This is a genomic window from Bradyrhizobium sp. Y36 (genome assembly GCF_002531575.1).
Lineage (GTDB): Bacteria > Pseudomonadota > Alphaproteobacteria > Rhizobiales > Xanthobacteraceae > Bradyrhizobium.
The window spans coordinates 316005-334744 of sequence record NZ_NWTI01000005.1 but is presented as its reverse complement, the minus strand read 5'-3'; the positions used below and the strand labels follow the sequence as shown (position 1 = coordinate 334744).

The window sequence follows — 18740 nt, the reverse complement described above, 5'->3', positions numbered from 1 at the left end:
TCAGCGAGCCTGTTTCTTCAGCAGCATCGCGCCGGCAATCACCAGGATGGGGACCATGATGGCGAGTGCCAGGAGATCGTTGTGGAGGGTGTCGAACGCCAAGCCCTTGGAGAAGGTGCCGCGCGAGATCGTGACGAAATAGGTGGTGGGATAGAGCCGTCCAATCAGCGCGCCCGCTCCCTGTAGCGATGAAACCGGATCGATCAGCCCGGAATACTGGATGGCCGGAATCAGCGTGACCAGAACGGTGCCGAACAGGGCCGCGATCTGGCTGTTCATGAAGGCCGAGATCACCAGTCCCATGCCGGTCGTCGCCGTGACATAGAGCAGTGCGGCGAGCGCGTAGGTCGGAAAGCTTCCGGTGAAGGGGACACGGAAGACGACGAGGGCGAAGCCGACGAGGAGGAGGAAGTTTCCGAATGCGAGCACGACATAGGGCAGCTGCGTGCCGAGCAGGAATTCCAGCCGCGTCACCGGCGTCACGTAGAAATTGACGATCGAGCCGAGCTCCTTCTCGCGCACCACCGCGAGCGCGGCGAGCACGGCCGGAATCATGACCAGCAGCAGCGGGATGATGCCCGGCGCCATGGCGACGACGCTGATGACGTCGGGATTGTAGCGGTAGCGCAGCTGGAGCTGGTAGGATCCGGCGATCGCCGCCTCGCCATAGAGCTCGCGGCCCTTCTGCGCGAGCCAGGTGGCGTGGATCGCCTGGGCGTAGGAGCGCAGTGTTTCGGCCCGCGTCGGATTGGCGCCGTCGACCCAGGCGCCGATCTCGACGTGGCGGCCGCGGCTGACGTCGCGGCCGAAGCCGGGCGGCAGCTCGATGGCGAGGCCGATCTCGCCGGCACGCATGCGGCGATCGAGATCCGCATAGTCGATGATGGGGGATTTTTGCGTGAAATAGCGCGATCCCGCGATCTGGAGGCTGTAGTCGCGGCTGATCGCGCTGTCGTCGCGGTCGAGCACGGCGAAGGTCAGGTTCTCGACGTCCATGCTGATGCCGTAGCCGAGCACGAACAGCAGCAGCACGCTGCCGAGAATGGCGAGCGTCGCGCGGATCGGGTCGCGCCGCAGCTCGAGCGCCTCGCGCCGGGAATAGGCGAGCATGCGGGTCAGATTGAACCTCATGCCGCGCTTGCGTGGTGGCGACGCCGTCTCGGTCGGCACGGCCGGTGCGGGTGCCGGCTGGATGGCGGCATCCGCAGTGCCGGCGATCGCCTCTTCCAGGCAGGCGATGAAGGCCTGCTCCAGCGTCGCGGTGCCGCGCGCCGCCACGATCGCCGCAGGCGTGTCCGACGTCAGCACCTTGCCGGCATGCATCAGCGAAACCCGGTCGCAGCGCTCGGCCTCGTTCATGAAATGGGTCGAGACGAAGATGGTGACGTTGTCCTTGCGCGAGAGCTCGGCGAGGATTTGCCAGAACTGGTCGCGCGCGACCGGATCGACGCCGGAGGTCGGCTCGTCGAGGATGAGAATGTCCGGCGCGTGGATCATCGCCACCGCGAGCGACAATCGTTGCCGCAGGCCGAGCGGTAGCGCATCGGGCAGGGAATCGACGACGTCGGCAAGATCGAACCGGGCGACCATCTCGCTGATGCGCGGGCCGATGGTCTCCGCCGGCAGCTCGAACAGCCGCGCATGCAGATCGAGATTTTGCGCGACCGTGAGCTCCGAATAGAGCGAGAAGCCCTGCGACATGTAGCCGATGCGCCGCCGCACCGACATGTCGCCGGCATCGATGGTGTTGCCGAACAGTCGCGCGGTGCCCTCGCTGACCGGCAGGAGGCCGGTGAGCATCTTCATGGTCGTGGTCTTGCCGCAGCCGTTGGAGCCGAGGAAGCCGAAGATCTCGCCCTTCCTGATGCGGAAGCTGACGTCGTCGACGGCCACGAAGCCGCTGAATCGCCGGGTCAGGTGATCGGCCTCGATCGCGATCTCCTCGTGGTCCTCGCTCCGCGGCGGGATGACGACATCGGCATGGTTGCCGCGATCGGCTTCGGGCAGGAGGCGGATGAAGGCCTCATCGAGCGTATCGGCCCCGGTCTGCCGCCTGAGCTCGGCGGGCGTTCCGGTCGCGAGCACCCGGCCGGCGTTCATCGCGATCAGGACGTCGAACTGCGCCGCCTCTTCCATATAGGCGGTCGAGACGATCACGCTCATGCCGGGCCGGCTGGCGCGGATGGAGGCGATCAACTCCCAGAACTGGCGCCGCGAGAGCGGATCGACGCCGGTGGTCGGCTCGTCCAGGATCAGGAGTTCGGGATCGTGGATCAGCGCGCAGCACAGGCCGACCTTCTGCTTCATGCCGCCGGAGAGCTTTGCAGCGGGCCGGTCGGCGAAGGGCGTGAGGCCGGTGTCGCGCAGCAGGCCGGCGATCCGCCTGTCCCGTTCTAATTTGTCATGTCCGAACAGGCGGCCGAAGAAGTCGATGTTCTCGAACACCGACAGCGTCGGATACAGGTTCTTGCCGAGCCCCTGCGGCATGTAGGCGATGTCGGGGCACACGTTGCGGCGATGGCGCGAACTCGCCATGTCGCCGCCGAGCACGTGGATGCGTCCGTCCTGAATCGCGCGGGCTCCGGCGATCAGCGACAGCAGGCTGGATTTGCCGACGCCGTCGGGGCCGATCAATCCGACCATGCACCCGGCCGGCAGGTCGAGCGTGATGGACTCGAGCGCCCGGGCCTTGCCGTAGCTCAGGCCCACGCCTTCCAGATGCACCACGCTGCCGTCGGCAGCCGGTGCTTCGGCTGCGGCAGTCGTGCTCATCTCGTCAGCTTGATCTTGAGGTTGTCGGGCCATTGCGCGGCTGGATCGAGCTGCACATAGGCCATGCCGGGCAGGCCGGTCTTCACATGCTCGATGTGCTGGCGCAGCAGATCGGGTGCGATATGCGCCTTGATGCGGAACATCAGCTTCTGCCTCTCCTCCTCGGTCTCGACCGTCTTGGGCGTGAATTGCGCGACGTCGGCGACGAAGGTGGCCTTGGCGGGGATCACATATTGCGGGATGGCGTCGAGCACGAGGCGGACCTCCGCACCGATCGCGACGCGGCCGGCGTCGGCCGTCGGCAGGAAGAACGTCATGTAGACGTCGCCAAGATCGACCATGTTGAGGACGCGGCCGCCGGCGGCCAGCACCTCGCCCGGCTGCGACACGCGATACTGCACGCGGCCGTCGCGCGGCGCCTTGAGCACGCTGTCGTTGAGGTCGGCATTGATGCTTTCGATCGCGGCCTTTGCGGCGTCGACCGAAGCGCCGGCGTCGATCACCATGGCGCGGGCGGAGCTGATCGCGGCCTCGGATGCCGCGACCTGCGCATGGGATGCGGCGAGCGCCGCCTTCGCCGTGGCATTGGCGGAGCGGTCGTCGTCCAGGACCTGCTGCGACACGGCGCTGGTCCTGATCAATTGTTCGGAGCGATCGAGCTTGCGGCTCGTGGTGTCGAGCTGCGCGATGCGCTGGTCGACCACGGCCTCGGCCGCCTTGCGTTCGGCCTCGCGCTGGTTCACCAGGCTCTTCGCCGTCTCGACGTTGATGGCGGCGCGCTGCAGCTGCGCCTCGGCCTGGCGGCGCTGGGCCTGCAATTGCTCGGTGTCCATGCGCGCCAGAACCTGGCCCGCGCGCACGAAGTCGCCTTCGCCCACCAGGATCTCGCGGATCCGGCCCGGCGTCTTGGTCGCGATGTCGATCTCGACCGCTTCGATGCGGCCATTGCCGCGAGCGAATCCTGCCGGCAGCGTGTTGGTATCGCGATGCTGCCAATAGTAATAGCCGCCGCCCGCGAGCAGGATGGCGATCGCGGCGACGACTCGACCGGGTGTAAAGTTCATCTGTTCATCACGCCGTGCGGCGGCGCCCACTGTTGAGACGTATTCCCCGCCGCTGATCGCGCGGAAGAGACGGTCCCAACATTGCAGCGAATTTTGCACCGCAACTTGATGCAGATCAGACCGCGGTGCGAGGCGTCCTTGCCTCTATTTTGGGCGCGTTGTCCTTGCCGCTCGTCCGCCGGATGATCAAGCGGACGAGCGAGGCTTCCTGAGTGGATGACTATCGGCGCGATCCGGGCCGTCTCACTTCACCAGCGGGCAGCCGCCGTCCTTGAGCGGGCGGAACGCCTGGTCGGCGGGCACCTCGGCGAGCAGCTTGTAGTAATCCCACGGTGCCTTCGACTCCTCCGGCTTCTTCACCTGGAACAGGTACATGCTGTGCACCATGCGGCCGTCCTCGCGCAGCACGCCGTTGTCGGTGAAGGCATCCTTCACCGGCAGCTCGCGCATCTTCGCCATCACCGTCTTGGTGTCGCGGGTGCCGGCGGCCTGCGCCGCCTTGAGGTAATGCAGCGTCGCACTATAGGTCGCGGCCTGGTTCATCGTCGGCATGCGCTTGACGCGCTCCAGGAAGCGCTTGCCGAAAGCCCGGGTCTTGTCGTTGAGATCCCAGTAGTAGGCCTCGGTGATGATCAGGCCCTGCGCAAGCTTGAGGCCCAGGCTGTGCACATCGGAGATGAACATCACGATCGCCGCGAGGTTCTGGCCGCCGGCGACGATGCCGAACTCGCCGGCCTGCTTGATCGCGTTGATGGTGTCGCCGCCGCCATTGGCGAGGCCGATGATCTTGGCCTTGGAGGCCTGGGCTTGCAGCAGGAACGAGGAGAAGTCGGCGGTGTTGAGCGGATGCTTGACGCTGCCGAGCACCTTGCCGCCAGCGGCTTTCACGACGTCGCCGGTGTCGCGCTCGACCGAATGGCCGAACACGTAGTCGGCGGTGAGGAAGAACCAGGTGTCGCCGCCGTTCTTGACGATGGCGCTGCCGACCGTGTGGGCGTTGGCGTAGGTGTCGTAGGTCCAGTGCGCCGTATAGGGCGAGCACGATTTTCCGGTGATGTCGGAGCTGGCCGCATCCGTCACGATCATGATCTTCTCGTACTGCTTCGACAGCTCCATCACCGCGAGCGCGGTGGCCGAGGTCGGCAGGTCGATGATCATGTCGACCCCTTCGGTCTCCCACCATTTACGCGCGATGGTGGAGGCAACGTCGGGCTTGTTGAGCACGTCGGCGGCGACCATCTCGATCGGCTTGCCGAACATCTGCCCGCCGAAATCCTCGATCGCCATCTTGGTGGCCTCGACATTTCCCTGGCCGCCGATGTCGGAATAGACCGAGGAGAAATCGGAGAGCACCCCGATCTTGAGCGGTGCCTGCTGGGCCGAGGCGGGGATGATCAGGGCAGCCGACAGCAGGCCGGCCGCAGACACGAGGGCTGCGATAGGTCTCATGGATACGTTTCCTCTTGCATGGGACTATTCTGTCCCTTTGTCCGACAAAGTTAGAGGTGGGTTCCGGCAGAGTCAATTTATTGAATCTACCGCTTCTATGGAGCAGTTTGACGCATTCGAAAGCTGCGAATATAGTTTGTCCGACAAACGCCATTGAGGTCCGGTTTGCCCATCGCACCGCTGTTTCGTCCGATCGATGTGGCGCCGGCCTATCAGAAGGTCGCCGACGCCATCGAACGCGAGATCGTCAACGGCCGCATCAAGCCGGGCGATCCCATCGGCACCGAGCACGATCTGGTCCGCCAGTTCGGCGTCAACCGCTCGACCATTCGCGAGGGCATCCGTGTGCTGGAAGAAGGCGGGCTGATCCGCCGCGATTCTTCGCGCCGCCTGCACGCCTGCCTGCCGCGCTACAGCAAGCTCGCAAGCCGTCTCAGCCGCGCGCTGGTGCTGCACGAGGTCACCTTCCGCGAACTCTATGAGGCTTCGATGACGCTGGAGGTCGCCAGCATCGAAGGCGCCGTGGAGCGAGCCAGCGAGGAGAACGTCGCGGAGCTCACGGACAATCTCGCCCGCAGCGGGGCCGTTGTCGGCGATCCCGCGAGGCTGGCCGAGTGCGACGCCGAATTCCACGTGCTGGTCGCCAAGGCCTCGCAGAACCGTGTGCTCCAGCTCGCGCGCGAGCCGGCGGCGCAGCTGTTCTATCCCACCACCGAGATGATCGTGACGGGCGTGGCCGAAGGCGGCCCGCGCCTCGTCGCAGCGCATCGCCATCTCATCGACGCGATCCGCCGTCGTGACCGCGAGGCCGGCGTGCTGTGGACGCGCCGGCATTTGCAGGACTGGCGTCGCGGTTTCGAGAAGATCGCCTCGCTCGATCGTTCGGTCGAGCACATGTACATGGAGCACGCGCAGGCGGCCCGGCGCCGGTAGCGCAAAAACAAGACGCAAGATTTCGAACAAGAAATCCAACAAACAAAGACATCACCCGGAGGGACACATGACCGAGACCGCAGCCACCATCGCGAAAGCCCGCGAGCATTCCATCGGCGATCTCCTGCGCCGCTCGGCGGGCCGCGATCCGAACAAGCTTGCCGTCAGCTGCGGCGATGTCAGCTGGAGCTTTGCCGAGATGGACGCGATCTGTAACCGGATCGGTCGCGGCCTGCTCGGCCTCGGTGTCAGGAAGGGTGATCGCATCGCGGTGCTCTCGCGCAACTCGCACGCCTTCGCGGCGCTGCGCTTCGCTGCGGCGCGGATCGGTGCGGTGCTGGTGCCGATCAACTTCATGCTCAATCCCGATGAGATCAACTTCATCCTGAAGAGCTCCGGCGCCAAGCTGCTCGCGGCCGGCCCCGATTTCGTCGAGCCGGCGAAGGCCGCAAGCGCCAGGGATTGCGCGGTCGAGAAGATGATCTGGCTGCCGGGCGAGGATCCCGCGACGGCGCCGGCGGGGCTCACCACGTTCGACGATCTGCTTCATGCCGACGGCTCGTTCCTGGACGCCTCGGTCGACAGCCGCGATCTCGCGCAGATCGTCTACACCTCAGGCACGGAATCCCTCCCCAAGGGGGCGATGCTGACCCATGAAGCGGTGATGTGGCAGTATGTCAGCTGCATCATCGACGGCGGCATGAGCGTGGACGACAAGTTCCTGCACGCGCTGCCGCTCTATCACTGCGCCCAGCTCGACGTGTTCCTGGGGCCGCAAGTTTATCTCGGCGCCTCCGGCGTGATCACGGGCAAGCCGACCGCCGACAACATCCTGGCGCTGATCCAGGCGCACAAGATCACGTCCTTCTTCGCGCCGCCGACGATCTGGATCGCGATGCTGCGCTCGCCAAACTTCGACAAGACCGATCTTTCGACGCTTGAAAAAGGGTACTACGGTGCCTCGATCATGCCAGTGGAAGTGTTGCTCGAACTTCAGCGCCGGCTGCCGAATGTCAAATTCTGGAATTTCTACGGCCAGACCGAGATCGCGCCGCTCGCAACCGTGCTGCGCCCGGCGGACCAGCTCCGCAAGGCCGGCTCGGCCGGCAAGCCCGTGCTCAATGTCGAGACCCGCGTGGTCAATACGGCGATGGAGGACGTCAAGGTCGGCGAAGTCGGCGAGATCGTGCATCGCTCGCCGCATCTCTTGTCCGGCTATTACAACGATCCCGTCAAGACGGCGGCGGCGTTCGCGGGCGGCTGGTTTCACTCGGGCGATCTCGCCACCGTCGACGAGGAGGGCCACATCACCGTGGTCGACCGCGTCAAGGACATGATCAAGACCGGCGGCGAGAATGTCGCGAGCCGCGAGGTTGAGGAGATGGTCTATCGCATTCCCGCCGTGTCGGAGGTTGCCGTCGTCGGCCTGCCCGATCCGCGCTGGATCGAGGCGGTGACCGCGATCGTCGTCGTGAAGAGCGGCGAGAAGCTCGACGAGGAATCCGTCATCAAGCACTGCGCCGGCCAGATGGCGCATTTCAAGGTGCCCAAGCGTGTCATCTTCGTGGATGCCTTGCCGAAGAATCCGAGCGGCAAGCTGCTCAAGCGCGAGCTGCGCCAGCGCTTCGTCGGCGGTGATACCCTCGACAAGGCGGTGCAGAAGAGCTTTGGCACCTGAGACGGAGCGCCTCCCATGAAAGCCTGGCAGGTCGCGCGCGACTGGTCGATCGAGGGGATGGAGCTGGCCGATCTGCCCGAGCCTGTGCCCGGGCCGGGGCAGGTCGCTGTGCGGATGAAGGCGGCATCGCTCAACTATCGGGACCTGCTCACCATCCAGGGCAAGGGCGGCGTCACCAAATTGCCGCTGATCCCGTTCTCGGACGGAGCCGGCGAGGTGACGGCCATCGGCGCGGGCGTTACCCGCATTGCGATCGGCGATCGCGTCTGTCCGATGTTCTTCCAGTCCTGGATCGACGGACAGGTTTCGGCGGCCAGCCGCCGTTACGCGCTCGGCGGCACGCGGCCCGGCGTGCTGCAGGATGTCATGGTGCTCGACGCCGAGGGCGTCAGCCGCATGCCCTCGCATTTGTCGTTCAGGGAGGCCGCGACGCTGCCCTGCGCCGGCCTCACTGCATGGCGTGCGCTGTTCGAAGAAGCGCATGTGAAGCCCGGCGATACCGTTCTGGTACAGGGCACCGGCGGCGTCTCGATCTTCGCGCTGCAATTCGCAAAGCTCGCCGGTGCAAGCGTGATCGTGACGTCGTCGAGCGACGAGAAGCTCGAACGCGCCAAAGCGCTCGGCGCCGACCATACCATCAACTATCGCTCAGTGCCGGAGTGGGGCAAGGCCGCGGCGGAGTGGAGCGGCGGAGGCGTCGACCACGTCGTCGAGGTCGGCGGCAAGGATACTTTTGCGCAATCGCTCGAGGCTGCGCGTGTCGGTGGCACGATCCTGGTGATCGGCGTGCTCACGGGCTTCTCGCAGCAGATCGCGATCCCGAGCCTGTTCGCCAAAAACCTCCACGTCATCGGTCTCTCCGTCGGCAGCCGCCGCATGTTCGAGGGCATGACGGCCGCGATCGAACGCAATGGCATGAAGCCGGTGATCGACCGCGTGTTCAGCTTCGATGCCGTGACGGACGCGCTGCGCCTGATGCAGCAGGGCGGCCATTTCGGCAAGATCGTGGTCGAGTTCGCCTAACGGCTCTCGCCGGACAGCTTCCTGACATCGTCCGGCGTTTGCCCGAAGCGGCGGCGAAACGCGCGATGGAAGTAGGAGACGTCGTGGAAGCCCGCGAGATGCGCGATCTCGATGATCTTGCGGGTGCGCACGGCAGGGTTTCGGAGCAGCCGCTCGGCGCGCAGCAAGTGCTGCTCCAGCACGAAGCCGCTATAAGTGATGCCGGCCTGCTCGAACAGCAGCTGGATCGTGCGCGGGCTGACCCGATGCGCGGCGGATAGGACGGTGAGCGACAGCGCGGGGCTGTCCAGCTGCGCCAGGATGTCGGATTTGAGAGTCTCCAGACGCGCCGCGACCAAGCCGCGTGTCCGCGCTTCCTCGGCAACATCGCTGGAGGAAGACGCCGACGAACGGTCCGATGCCCGACTGCATGTCGGCCATGAAGAAGTTGAGCGCGAACAGAGGCCAGATAAGGGACGAGAGGGAGGCCGCGAAGTCATCGGTCCCCAGGCATGCTGTTTGTGTGTCGTGATCCTCTTGGCCAATCGTTCTGGCGTTGATCCGAAACGTAACGGTGCTCCTTGCGTCGGTTCCAGGCGTCTCGTTCATCGACCTTGCTGAACGCGCGTCCGCAATGCCATGTTGCGATCCCGCCATGGAGCCTAACTCATGCCTCTCTGGACCTGCGAAACCTGCGGCGCGCAATTCCCGAACGGCGGACGTCCGCCGGCCTCCTGCCCGATCTGCGAGGACGAGCGGCAGTTCGTGAACTGGAAGGGACAGACCTTTCTCACGCGCGAACAGCTCATGCAGGGACACCGGCTGGTGGGACGCGACGATCTCGGCCTCACCGGCATCGGCCTGGAGCCGAGCTTTGCCATCGGGCAGCGCGCGCTGCTGGTGCCGCAGGCCGACGGCTGCGTGATGTGGGACTGCATTCCGCTTGCAACCGATGAGGCCATTCAATATGTGGCAGCGCTCGGCGGGTTGAAGGCGATCGCGATCTCGCATCCGCACTACTACGGCGCGGTCGCGGACTGGAGCGATACTTTCGGCGGCGTGCCGGTCTATCTGCATGCCGACGATCGCGCCTTCGTCACGCGGCCGCATCCCTCGATCGTGCATTGGACCGGTGACAGCCTCCGCATCTCCGAGGACGTGCTGCTATTGCGCACCGGTGGTCATTTCGCCGGCGCCACCATGTTGCACTCGGCGCGCAGTGCGGACGGCCGGGGCGCGCTGCTCACGGGCGACATCGCCCAGGTGACGATGGACCGCCGCTTCGTCAGCTTCATGTACTCCTATCCCAACTACATGCCGCTCAACGCAGCGGCGGTGCGGCGGATCGCTGCCGCCGTCACGCCGCTCGCCTTCGATCGCATCTATGGCGCGTGGTGGGGCCGCAACATCGTCATTGGGGCCAAGGCCGCCTTCGCGGCATCGGTGGAGCGCTATTTGGCGGCCATCGCCTGAGCTGGCGGGAGAGGCGGATTTATCTTGCCGGCCGTTAATAACTGTACTAGAAGTACAGTTATTAAATCTGCTGCAATGGCGCAGCTGCGGGTCCGGCATGATCGATGCATCGTGGAAGCCGCGGCGCTCTGCGGCCGCGTGAGCGGGAGTTGGACGCATGACGGCGCGAAGCGATGGCGAGATCTTCGAGGCTGGCGACGTCGCGCTCCAGTCCGGGGCCGTGTTTCCCTCGTTGAAGCTCGTCTACAAGACCTACGGCACGCTGAGCCCGGCCAGGGACAACGTCATCCTCTATCCGACCTCGTTCAGCGCACAGCACATCGACACCGAATGGCTGATCGGGTCCGACGGCGTGCTCGACCCCACGCGCTACTTCATCATCATTCCGAACCTGCTGGGCAACGGCCTGTCATCCTCGCCCTCCAACACCGCCGCGCCGTTCCCCGAGGTAACCTATCACGATGCCGTCGCGGTTCAGCACCGGCTCCTCACCGAGCGATTCGGCATCTCGAAGCTGGCTCTGGTCTATGGCTGGTCGATGGGCGGCATGCAGGCCTATCACTGGGCGGCGCTGCATCCTGACATGGTCGAGCGGGCCGCGGTGGTCTGCGGCAGCGCGCGTTGCGCGCCCTACAACTACGTTTTCCTGGAAAGCGTGAAGGCCGCGCTCACCGCCGATCCTGCCTTCCGCGACGGGCGCTTCACCGAAAAGCCCGTCGCCGGCTATCGCGCCATGGGGCGGGTCTATGCCGGCTGGGCGATGTCGCACGGCTTCTATCGCGACGAGCTCTGGCGCGAGGCCGGCTTCACCTCGCTGGAGGATTATCTCGTCCGCACCTGGGACGCGACCTTCGCGCGGCGCGAGGCCAATGATCTCCTGGCGCAGGTCGGCATCTGGCAGCGGGGCGACATCAGCCGATGTGAGGCATTCGGTGGCGATCTCGATCGCGCGCTGGCCGCGATCCGGGCGCACGTGTTGCTGATGCCGGGCGCCACCGATCGCTATTTCGACGTGCGCGACAATCAGGACGAGCTCGGCCGGCTGGTGAACGCGAAATCCGCCGTGCTGCATCCGATCCCGTCCCTGCATGGCCATCGCGCCGGCAATCCCGTCAGCAATCCGCGCGACCAGGCCTTTCTCAAGGCCGAGGTCGCAGCGCTCCTCGCGAGGTAGACAGGTCTCCGCTCATGACTGACGCAATCGTTTCCGAGCCCGATCATCGCTTGAAGCCGCTGTCGCCGGCAATGCTGCGCGAATTGTCGGTCCGCTCCGATCTCAGGGGCGCCGTGCAGAGCCTCGGCCATTACGGAATGATCGTGCTGGTGGGCACGCTGATCTGGAAGGTTTCCTCGACCTGGGGCGTGCTTTGGGCGCTGCCATTGATGATGGTGCAGGGCTATATCGTCGCCTTCCTGTTCATGGCTGTGCACGAGACCGCGCACAAGACCGCGTTTCGGAGCCGCGGCCTCAATCTGGCCGTGGGCAATCTTTCGGCCTTCATCATCGGATTGCCTTACGAGTATTACTGCCTGTTTCACTGGGATCACCATCGCTACACCCAGGATCCGGACAAGGATCCCGAGCTGATCGTCGGGGTGAAGCCGACATCCGACACGCAGCTCGCGATCGCCTATAGCGGCGTGCTCCAGGTCGCTGGCCGTCTCCGCCTGATGCTCGGCCATGCGATCACCGGCAACGTGACCGTACCCTGGATCCCCGAGAGCAAGCGCGCCGTTATCGTCGGAGAGGCGCGTGCCTATGTCGCGCTCTATGCCCTGCTGCTTGCGCTCTCGCTGTGGTTCTCGTCGGCGCTGCTGCTCTGGGTCTGGATCGTCCCGCTTGGGGTCGGACAGTTCTTCCTGCGGCCTTATCTCTATGCCGAGCACACCGGCTGCGAGCGCACCCGCAGCGCCTTCCAGAACACGCGCACCACCTACACCGCCGCGATCGTCAAATGGCTCGCGTGGAACATGCCCTATCACGTCGAACACCACGCCTATCCCTCGATCCCGTTTCACGCGCTGCCGAAGCTGAACGCAATCGTCGACGGCGAGATCGTTCATCGCGGCCGCGGCTACATCAGAACGACGCGCGAGACCTGGGCCTGGTTTCGTCGGCAGTTGCAGACGACGCAGACGTCCGAGCGGCGGTGAAGACGTCCCCGTAATTTCTCGTGCATCTGCCGGCTTCCGATAGCGAGCTTTACGACGTGTTCATCGCACTTGCGCGTGAGGAAGAATATTGGGGTACCGTCCCGCCGCGCGTCGCATAAGTGCTAGAAGAATCAATGGCTTGAGAGCCTCAAAAACGTGCCTAACGAATTCTTCCGGATCGGGAAAGTTTTAGCCGTCTTGTATTCATGACCGGGCGAGACCGCCGCTCTAATGTTGGTGCCATCAACGCCGCCGAGGTCTGGAGGAATGGTGATGAGTGCGACGAGAGGCCGTCTTCTGGTGGTCGACGACGACCTGGTGCAGCGCGTTCTGATCGGCAAGATCGGGGCAAAGCTCGGCTACGAGACGGTCGTTGCGTCTTCCTTTGAGGCCGCAACCGAGCTGCTCGCCCACGGCACCTTCGAAATCATGGCGCTCGATTTGTCGCTCGGCGAGCGGGACGGCGTGGAGCTGCTGCGCTTCGTTGCAGAAGCCGGGCTGCACGCGATGTCGATCGTGATCATCAGCGGCTGCGATGATCGCATCATGAAGGCGACGCGACGGGTCGCGAACGGGCTGAAGCTGTCGGTCGGCGGATGCCTGACCAAGCCGCTCGATCTGAACCGCCTGCGCAGCGCATTGGAATTGCCGCAGCGCGCGCCGCTGGCCGCGTCGTCGGCCTCGCCGCAGCTTCGGATCACGCCGGAGAGAATCCTGCGCGGACTGGCCGACGGTGAGTTTTTCGTCGAGTTTCAACCGAAGATCGCGCTTCAGACTGGGAGAGTCGTCGGCGCCGAGGCACTCGCACGCTGGCGGAGCGCCGAATTCGGCATGGTCTCGCCATTGATCTTCATTCCGATCGCCGAGGAGGCCGGCATCATGCGCGAGGTGACCGATTGCATCCTGTCCTCGGCGATGTCGCAGGGCCGCAAGCTGATCGAGCGTAATCCCGGCTTCACCATCGCCGTCAACATCTCGGGCTCGCTGATGTCGGACCTGACCCTGCCCGACCGGATCGAGGAGATCCTGCGCCGCGAAAACATCTCGCCGACCTCGCTGACGGTGGAGATCACCGAGACCTCGGCAATGGCCGACGTCGACCGTGCCAACGACATCCTGGTGCGGCTGCGGATCAAGAAGATCGGGACCGCGATCGACGATTTCGGCACCGGCTATTCGTCGCTCGCGGCCCTAGTGCGGCTGCCGTTCAGCGAGCTGAAGATCGACCAGTCCTTCATCAAGGGCTGCGAATCCGACGACGACATGATGAAGATCGTCGATGCTTCGGTCGCGCTTGCCAAGGCGTTCAACATGAAAGTGGTGGCCGAGGGCGTCGAAAGCCCGGAGGCGCTCGAGATCATCCGCCGGATCGGCTGCGATGTCGCCCAGGGTTTCCTGTTTGCGCCCTCGCTGCGGCGTGCGCGCGCCGAACGATGGATCTCCGAGCGCAATTCCCTGGCGGACGAACAGGCCGCTTCCGCGACACCGACGGCGCTTGCGTGCTGAGACGACGAACCCCGGTCGCGGAGCGACCGGGGTTGCGCCAATCAGATACAGGCGGGCTCAGTAGATCCCGTAGGCGCAGACGTTCACGACGCGGACGCGCAGGCCGTGGCGGGTCTGGACGACGCGCTCCTGGTAGCAGTTGCTGATGCCGGTGTTGAGGTAGATCCCGCCGCCATAGCCCCAGCCGTGACCCCAGTGATGATGAGGATAGAAGCCGCCAGCCGACGCCGCGGTGGGCGCGAGAGCAGCGACGCCGAGCGAACCGGCAGCGATCAGACCAAGAGCAAGCTTACGAAACATTTTCATTCTCCAGTGTGGCGCTAAGGCCGTTGTTGTGTCCCTGCATCTTCGGTCGAGCCGAGATGCGATCGCGTTCACGCGCGCCGGGGAGAATCGTGTTTCAGAACTGTTTCGTGGCCTGCGGCGAAATGTGCCGGCATCATGCTTTCCGCGCCGCGCGATAGCGCGCGGCCATCGCCTGCGTCATCTCCTTCATCTTGTCGCGGAGATCGGCGGGCTCCAGCACTTCGGCCTCCGGGCCGAGCCGCAACAATTCGGCCGCGGCGTGCCAGGATGTCTTGCCGACAGGCACGCGCGCAATGCGCCAGCCGTCTGCATCAGCGTTCTCCTCGAGCTGTGTGCGCGCCTTGACGTAGGGCTGGCTCAGCGCGTCGAGCAGCTTGACGCCGAACGGCGACAGCCGCACCACGGCGACATTCGGATGCATCTCGGCTTCGAGGCGAAGTGTCGCGGCCTGCCAATAGGCGGCGAGATCGAAGTCGGCGGGTCGATCGAAGCGGTCGTCGAGCGCCGTGCAGTCGAGCACGCGCGCGACGCGATAGGTGCGCACGCTGGCATCGACCTGGCCTGCGAGATACCAGTTGCCGCCCTTCAGCACGAGGCCGAGCGGCGCGAGGCGGCGCTGCTTCTCCGCGCGCCAGCTCTGGTAGCGGATCTTGATCAGCGTCCCGCGCAGCAGCGCACCGGCGATGGTGCGCAGATGTTGCGGTTCTTCCGCCTCGCCGAACCAGCCCGGCGCATCCAGATGAAAGCGCTCCTGCATACGTCCGGCGTCTTCGCGCAGGTGGACGGGCAGCGCGGCCATCAGCTTGTTCCGCGCGGCGATCATCGCCGCGTCGAGCCCGAGCGCTGCGGCAGGGCCCGGGAGCCCCGTGAGGAAGAGCGCGCCCGCCTCGCTTTGCGACAGGCCATTCAGCCGCACGCGATAGCCGTCGAGCAGGCGATAGCCGCCCTCTGCGCCGCGATCGGCATAGACAGGGACGCCGGAGGCCGCGAGCGCATCGATGTCGCGATAGATCGTGCGCACCGAGACCTCGCAGGCCTCCGCGAGCTCGGGCGCGGTGACCTTCCCCCTGGCCTGGAGGGTGGTGAGGATCGACAGCATCCGGCTCGCGCGCATGATCCCTTAAACCATACCTGACACAGGATGTCAGGTATGGCCGCGTAGAGATGGCGCCTCGCCAGACGGCACCCAGGAGCCTTGCCATGACCGATCCGAACCGCCTCACGCTGTATTACTCGCCGCAAAGCCGCGCCACCGGCACGCGGGTGCTGCTGGAGGAGCTCGGCGCGCCCTACGATCTCCATATCCTCAACATGAAGGCCGGCGAGCAGCGCCAGCCCGCCTATCTCGCCATCAATCCGCTCGGCAAGGTGCCGGCGATCCGCCATGGCGAGGCGCTGGTGACCGAGCAGGTCGCGATCACCATCTATCTTGCCGATCTGTTCCCGCAGGCCGGCCTGACGCCCGCGCTGAACGATCCCCTGCGCGGCCCCTATCTGCGCTGGATCGCCTATTACGGTTCATCGTTCGAGCCCGCCCTGATCGACAAGTTCATGCAGCGCGAGCCGGCGCCGATCACGCAGTCGCCCTATGCCGATTACGACACCATGCTGGGTGCGCTCGAAACGCAGTTGTCGAAGGGCCCGTACCTGCTCGGCGACCGCATGACGGCCGCGGATGTGCTGTGGGGTGTCGCGTTCAGCTGGACCATGATGTTCGGCATCGTGCCGAAGAAGGACGTGTTTGTCCGCTATGCCGACCGCATGACCGCGCGCCCGGTGTTTCAGCGCATCACCGCGGCGGACGAGGAGATGGCCGCGCAGCATGCCAAGGCATTGGGGGCCTGAGCGGGCTCCTCAATCTCCGCTGTCGTCCCGGGGCGCGCAAAGTGCGAGCCCGGGACCATAGCCACAGGCAGATGTGGTTACGAGGACTCGGAGTGACCGCTTCCGCGGAACAAGTTCATCCTGTGGTTATGGATCCCGGGCTCATCGCTTCGCGATGCCCCGGGACGACAGGTGAGTGTGAGGCGCGTCTTCAGTCTCCCTGACTCCTCCTCAAAACCGCGGCGCTCTCTTTTCCGCGAACGCCTTGATGCCTTCCTTGATCTCGTCGCCGCGCATGCTGTCGCGGTGGCGCCGATCGGCGGCGCGGTCGTCAAGCTCGCCGCGGGCGAATTCGTTGATCGCGCGCTTCATGCCGCGCATGGCCTGCGGCGCGTTACCGGCGAGAACCCCGGCGAGCTTGTCGACTTCCTCGTCGAGCGTCTCTTCAGGCACCATCGCGGTGAGGTAGCCGATGCGCAGCATTTCCGGTGCGCTGATCTTCTGCGCCGTCAGAAACAGCTTCTTCGCATTGTCGAGGCCGAGCCGCGTCACGTAGCGTTTGATGCCGCTCCGGTAGTAATGCAGCCCGAGCCGCGCCGCCGGCATGAACATCTCGGCGGTGTCGACGCCGATGCGGAAATCGCAGGCGAGCGCAAGGTCGGTCGAGCCGCCATAGACGCCGCCGTTGATCCGGCAGATCGTCGGCACGCCGAGGTCCTCCAGCCGGTTGACGACCACCTCGAAGGCGGAGCCCGCGCTCTGCTGCTCGTGGGCGCTGACGGCGCGCTCGGCGACCGAGTTGAGATCGTAACCCGCGGAGAAGGCGCGGCCGGTGCCGGTCAGCACCAGCACGCGGATGGCCGGATCGGCCTCGACCAGGTCGAACAGCCTGACGAGCTCGTCGAGATCCTCCGCCTGGAGCCGGTTGAGGTGCTTCGGCCGGTTGAGGCGGATGGTGGCGCGTGCGCCGTCGCGTTCGAGCAGGGGGGCAGTTGCGGCGTCGGTGATGTCCGACATTCTTGTCTCCTTCTTACTTGTTTTCGAGCGCGCGGCGTCTTGCTTCCGCGTCGATGGTCTCGGCGAGATCCGGGTGTCGTGCCATCAGCACGCGGAAGTCGACGAGATCGAGCACCAGAAGCCGCGACACTTTCGTGGTCGAGACGTTGGCGCCGCGCTTGTTGTTGCCGAGCAGCGCCATCTCGCCGAAGAAGGCGCCTTCGCCGAGCTGTACCTTCTTGCCGGGCAGCTCGACCTCGACCTCGCCGGCGGCGATGAAATACATGCAATCGCCTTGTGCGCCCTTTCGGATGATCAAGGTGCGCGCCGGCAACTCCATGGTTCGCAGCATGTGGGTGACATCGGCAATGGCGGCGGGTCCAAGCGCCGCAAAGAATGGCACCTTGCTGACGGACTCCCAAGTCTTGAGGAAATTGTCGCGCCGCGTCTCGGCGGCAAACCCGGTCGCCAAAATGCCGGTCCAGAGGCCGAACACGCCGAGGCCGGAGATCATCACCGCGGCCGCCACCAAGCGCCCGAGCGGCGTGACCGGCACGGCATCGCCGTAGCCGGTGGTCGTGAGCGTGACGACGGCCCACCACAGCGCGGCCGGCACGCTGCCGAACGTCTGCGGCTGCACGTCCCGCTCCAGGAAATATTCGGCGACGGAGGCGAGGAAGACCACCATCAGGAAGATCACGAGCACGCTGACCAGCGGCCCCGATTCCAGCACCAGCACGCGGCGAAGCTGCCGCAGGCCGGGGATGCCCGGCACCACCTTCAACACCCAGAGCACGCTGAGCAGCCAGGCGGTCTTTGGCTCGGCGCCAAGGAGAAGGGCGGCCGGCACGGCCAGCGCCCCGATCGCATCGACCAGCCCGGCGGAGGAGGACATATAGAGCGACAGTCGCCCCTGCCGCACCATGTGGCGCAGCCGGACAAGCCATTCGAACACGAAATAAGCGAGGCAGGTCCAGAGCAGGCTGCTGACCCAGCCGTGCGCCTCCTGGGCCCGCTTGTCCGTCAGCAGCACCATGCCGAGCACGCCGGCGGTCACCGCGACATAGGCCGCCTTGGTCATGTTGCGGCCGGCCGTGGCGGCCGCGAACTGGGCCAGAGCGGAGATCAGCGGCTTGGACATGCGGGAAGGCTATTCGGTCTCGGGGCGAGTCTCGAGGCCCCGGTTGGGACGTCGACGCCAAAGTGCCTGTCCGGGCGAAGGCCGTCAACGACGGCAGGCAGCTTTGCCGGCGCCGCTGCGCCGGGCTGGCCGGTCTGTGCCGCCGTCGTTGGTGCTGCCTACCTGAAATGTGGCGGCTCGTCGTAGCCGCGGCGGCTGCTGAAGAACAGCAGCACCATCAGCCCGATGCCGACCACGACGGAAAACCCCGCGCCGAGCGCCAGCGCCACGTAGCCCTCCGTCGGGATCGGCTCACCTTCGATCGCCATTGCGGAATAGGCGAAATAGCCGGCCGCCGCCAGCATTCCCAGAAGGAGGATGATGAGGAGTGCACGCATGCTGCGGTCTCCGGTTGTGGCTGCGAACCAACGGTTGCAGATCGCCGCAGTTCCAAGAATCGTCG

Annotated in this window: 17 protein-coding genes; 8 read left to right on the top strand and 9 right to left on the bottom strand. The window is 65.4% G+C overall.

Going from position 1 to position 18740, the window contains the following annotated elements:
- From rbbA to CO669_RS12310, 3 genes are all read right to left on the bottom strand, one after another.
- A complete protein-coding gene (gene rbbA / locus CO669_RS12320; protein ID WP_198963971.1) occupies positions 1 to 2772 on the bottom strand; it encodes a ribosome-associated ATPase/putative transporter RbbA in 2772 nt (923 codons plus the stop codon).
- Entirely contained in the window at positions 2769 to 3836 is a 1068-nt protein-coding gene (locus tag CO669_RS12315) for an HlyD family secretion protein (protein WP_198963970.1), read from the bottom strand. The genes rbbA and CO669_RS12315 overlap by 4 nt, the downstream gene beginning before the upstream one ends.
- Before the next feature lie 243 nt (positions 3837 to 4079).
- Positions 4080 to 5285, bottom strand: a complete 1206-nt coding sequence (locus tag CO669_RS12310; RefSeq protein ID WP_097660057.1) for an ABC transporter substrate-binding protein — start codon at positions 5283 to 5285, stop codon at positions 4080 to 4082.
- Positions 5286 to 5450: 165 nt separating this feature from the next.
- Between CO669_RS12310 and CO669_RS12305 the strand changes: the two genes are divergently transcribed.
- The 3 genes from CO669_RS12305 to CO669_RS12295 all read left to right on the top strand — a co-directional run bounded on the left by CO669_RS12305 (position 5451) and on the right by CO669_RS12295 (position 8919).
- Complete coding sequence (locus tag CO669_RS12305; protein ID WP_097660056.1) at positions 5451 to 6218, top strand: FadR/GntR family transcriptional regulator; 768 nt, start codon at positions 5451 to 5453, stop codon at positions 6216 to 6218.
- Positions 6219 to 6285: 67 nt separating this feature from the next.
- On the top strand, positions 6286 to 7896 hold the full coding sequence (locus tag CO669_RS12300; protein ID WP_097660055.1) for an acyl-CoA synthetase: 1611 nt from the start codon (positions 6286 to 6288) through the stop codon (positions 7894 to 7896).
- A 15-nt stretch (positions 7897 to 7911) separates the two neighbouring features.
- Positions 7912 to 8919 carry a zinc-dependent alcohol dehydrogenase family protein gene (locus CO669_RS12295; protein WP_097660054.1) on the top strand — a complete coding sequence of 336 codons (1008 nt, stop codon included), beginning with the start codon at positions 7912 to 7914 and terminating at the stop codon, positions 8917 to 8919.
- Here the strand turns inward: CO669_RS12295 and CO669_RS12290 are convergent.
- Positions 8916 to 9257: a helix-turn-helix transcriptional regulator gene (locus CO669_RS12290; RefSeq protein ID WP_245444286.1), complete on the bottom strand. Its 342-nt coding sequence runs from the start codon at positions 9255 to 9257 to the stop codon at positions 8916 to 8918. The two genes, CO669_RS12295 and CO669_RS12290, sit on opposite strands and share 4 nt — an antisense overlap.
- Positions 9258 to 9567: 310 nt before the next feature.
- On the opposite strand from CO669_RS12290, the gene CO669_RS12285 reads away from it, so the two are divergent.
- From CO669_RS12285 to CO669_RS12270, 4 genes are all read left to right on the top strand, one after another.
- Positions 9568 to 10371 (top strand): MBL fold metallo-hydrolase, encoded by an 804-nt coding sequence (locus CO669_RS12285; protein ID WP_097660053.1) that lies wholly within the window; start codon positions 9568 to 9570, stop codon positions 10369 to 10371.
- Positions 10372 to 10528: 157 nt separating this feature from the next.
- Entirely contained in the window at positions 10529 to 11545 is a 1017-nt protein-coding gene (locus CO669_RS12280; protein ID WP_097660052.1) for an alpha/beta fold hydrolase, read from the top strand.
- Between the two features lie 14 nt (positions 11546 to 11559).
- Positions 11560 to 12525: a fatty acid desaturase gene (locus CO669_RS12275; protein ID WP_097660051.1), complete on the top strand. Its 966-nt coding sequence runs from the start codon at positions 11560 to 11562 to the stop codon at positions 12523 to 12525.
- Positions 12526 to 12798: 273 nt separating this feature from the next.
- On the top strand, positions 12799 to 14031 hold the full coding sequence (locus tag CO669_RS12270) for an EAL domain-containing response regulator (RefSeq protein ID WP_158228761.1): 1233 nt from the start codon (positions 12799 to 12801) through the stop codon (positions 14029 to 14031).
- Between the two features lie 57 nt (positions 14032 to 14088).
- On the opposite strand, the gene CO669_RS12265 is transcribed toward CO669_RS12270, so the two are convergent.
- Positions 14089 to 14331 carry a hypothetical protein gene (locus tag CO669_RS12265; protein ID WP_097660049.1) on the bottom strand — a complete coding sequence of 81 codons (243 nt, stop codon included), beginning with the start codon at positions 14329 to 14331 and terminating at the stop codon, positions 14089 to 14091.
- A gap of 139 nt (positions 14332 to 14470) precedes the next feature.
- Positions 14471 to 15451, bottom strand: a complete 981-nt coding sequence (locus CO669_RS12260; protein WP_097660048.1) for a helix-turn-helix transcriptional regulator — start codon at positions 15449 to 15451, stop codon at positions 14471 to 14473.
- 86 nt (positions 15452 to 15537) lie between these two features.
- Here CO669_RS12260 and CO669_RS12255 point away from each other — a divergent pair, with 86 nt between their 5' ends.
- A complete protein-coding gene (locus CO669_RS12255; protein ID WP_097660047.1) occupies positions 15538 to 16182 on the top strand; it encodes a glutathione S-transferase family protein in 645 nt (214 codons plus the stop codon).
- A gap of 210 nt (positions 16183 to 16392) precedes the next feature.
- Here CO669_RS12255 and CO669_RS12250 read toward each other — a convergent pair whose 3' ends face one another.
- The 3 genes from CO669_RS12250 to CO669_RS12240 form a co-directional block, all read right to left on the bottom strand.
- Positions 16393 to 17178 carry an enoyl-CoA hydratase/isomerase family protein gene (locus CO669_RS12250; RefSeq protein WP_097660046.1) on the bottom strand — a complete coding sequence of 262 codons (786 nt, stop codon included), beginning with the start codon at positions 17176 to 17178 and terminating at the stop codon, positions 16393 to 16395.
- Positions 17179 to 17191: 13 nt separating this feature from the next.
- On the bottom strand, positions 17192 to 18298 hold the full coding sequence (locus tag CO669_RS12245) for a cyclic nucleotide-gated ion channel (RefSeq protein ID WP_097660045.1): 1107 nt from the start codon (positions 18296 to 18298) through the stop codon (positions 17192 to 17194).
- A 158-nt stretch (positions 18299 to 18456) separates the two neighbouring features.
- The gene (locus CO669_RS12240; protein ID WP_097660044.1) at positions 18457 to 18675 is read right to left on the bottom strand and encodes a hypothetical protein; all 219 of its coding nucleotides are present in this window, start codon (positions 18673 to 18675) and stop codon (positions 18457 to 18459) included.
- Between the last annotated feature and the right edge of the window lie 65 nt (positions 18676 to 18740).

Coding starts and splice junctions, on each gene's coding strand:
- CO669_RS12315 (WP_198963970.1), bottom strand. CDS start 3,836: ATGAACTTTACACCCGGTCGAGTCGTCGCCGCGATCGCCATCCTGCTC.
- CO669_RS12280 (WP_097660052.1), top strand. CDS start 10,529: ATGACGGCGCGAAGCGATGGCGAGATCTTCGAGGCTGGCGACGTCGCG.
- CO669_RS12310 (WP_097660057.1), bottom strand. CDS start 5,285: ATGAGACCTATCGCAGCCCTCGTGTCTGCGGCCGGCCTGCTGTCGGCT.
- CO669_RS12265 (WP_097660049.1), bottom strand. CDS start 14,331: ATGTTTCGTAAGCTTGCTCTTGGTCTGATCGCTGCCGGTTCGCTCGGC.
- CO669_RS12295 (WP_097660054.1), top strand. CDS start 7,912: ATGAAAGCCTGGCAGGTCGCGCGCGACTGGTCGATCGAGGGGATGGAG.
- CO669_RS12245 (WP_097660045.1), bottom strand. CDS start 18,298: ATGTCCAAGCCGCTGATCTCCGCTCTGGCCCAGTTCGCGGCCGCCACG.
- CO669_RS12250 (WP_097660046.1), bottom strand. CDS start 17,178: ATGTCGGACATCACCGACGCCGCAACTGCCCCCCTGCTCGAACGCGAC.
- CO669_RS12255 (WP_097660047.1), top strand. CDS start 15,538: ATGACCGATCCGAACCGCCTCACGCTGTATTACTCGCCGCAAAGCCGC.
- rbbA (WP_198963971.1), bottom strand. CDS start 2,772: ATGAGCACGACTGCCGCAGCCGAAGCACCGGCTGCCGACGGCAGCGTG.
- CO669_RS12240 (WP_097660044.1), bottom strand. CDS start 18,675: ATGCGTGCACTCCTCATCATCCTCCTTCTGGGAATGCTGGCGGCGGCC.
- CO669_RS12270 (WP_158228761.1), top strand. CDS start 12,799: ATGAGTGCGACGAGAGGCCGTCTTCTGGTGGTCGACGACGACCTGGTG.
- CO669_RS12285 (WP_097660053.1), top strand. CDS start 9,568: ATGCCTCTCTGGACCTGCGAAACCTGCGGCGCGCAATTCCCGAACGGC.
- CO669_RS12275 (WP_097660051.1), top strand. CDS start 11,560: ATGACTGACGCAATCGTTTCCGAGCCCGATCATCGCTTGAAGCCGCTG.
- CO669_RS12260 (WP_097660048.1), bottom strand. CDS start 15,451: ATGCGCGCGAGCCGGATGCTGTCGATCCTCACCACCCTCCAGGCCAGG.
- CO669_RS12300 (WP_097660055.1), top strand. CDS start 6,286: ATGACCGAGACCGCAGCCACCATCGCGAAAGCCCGCGAGCATTCCATC.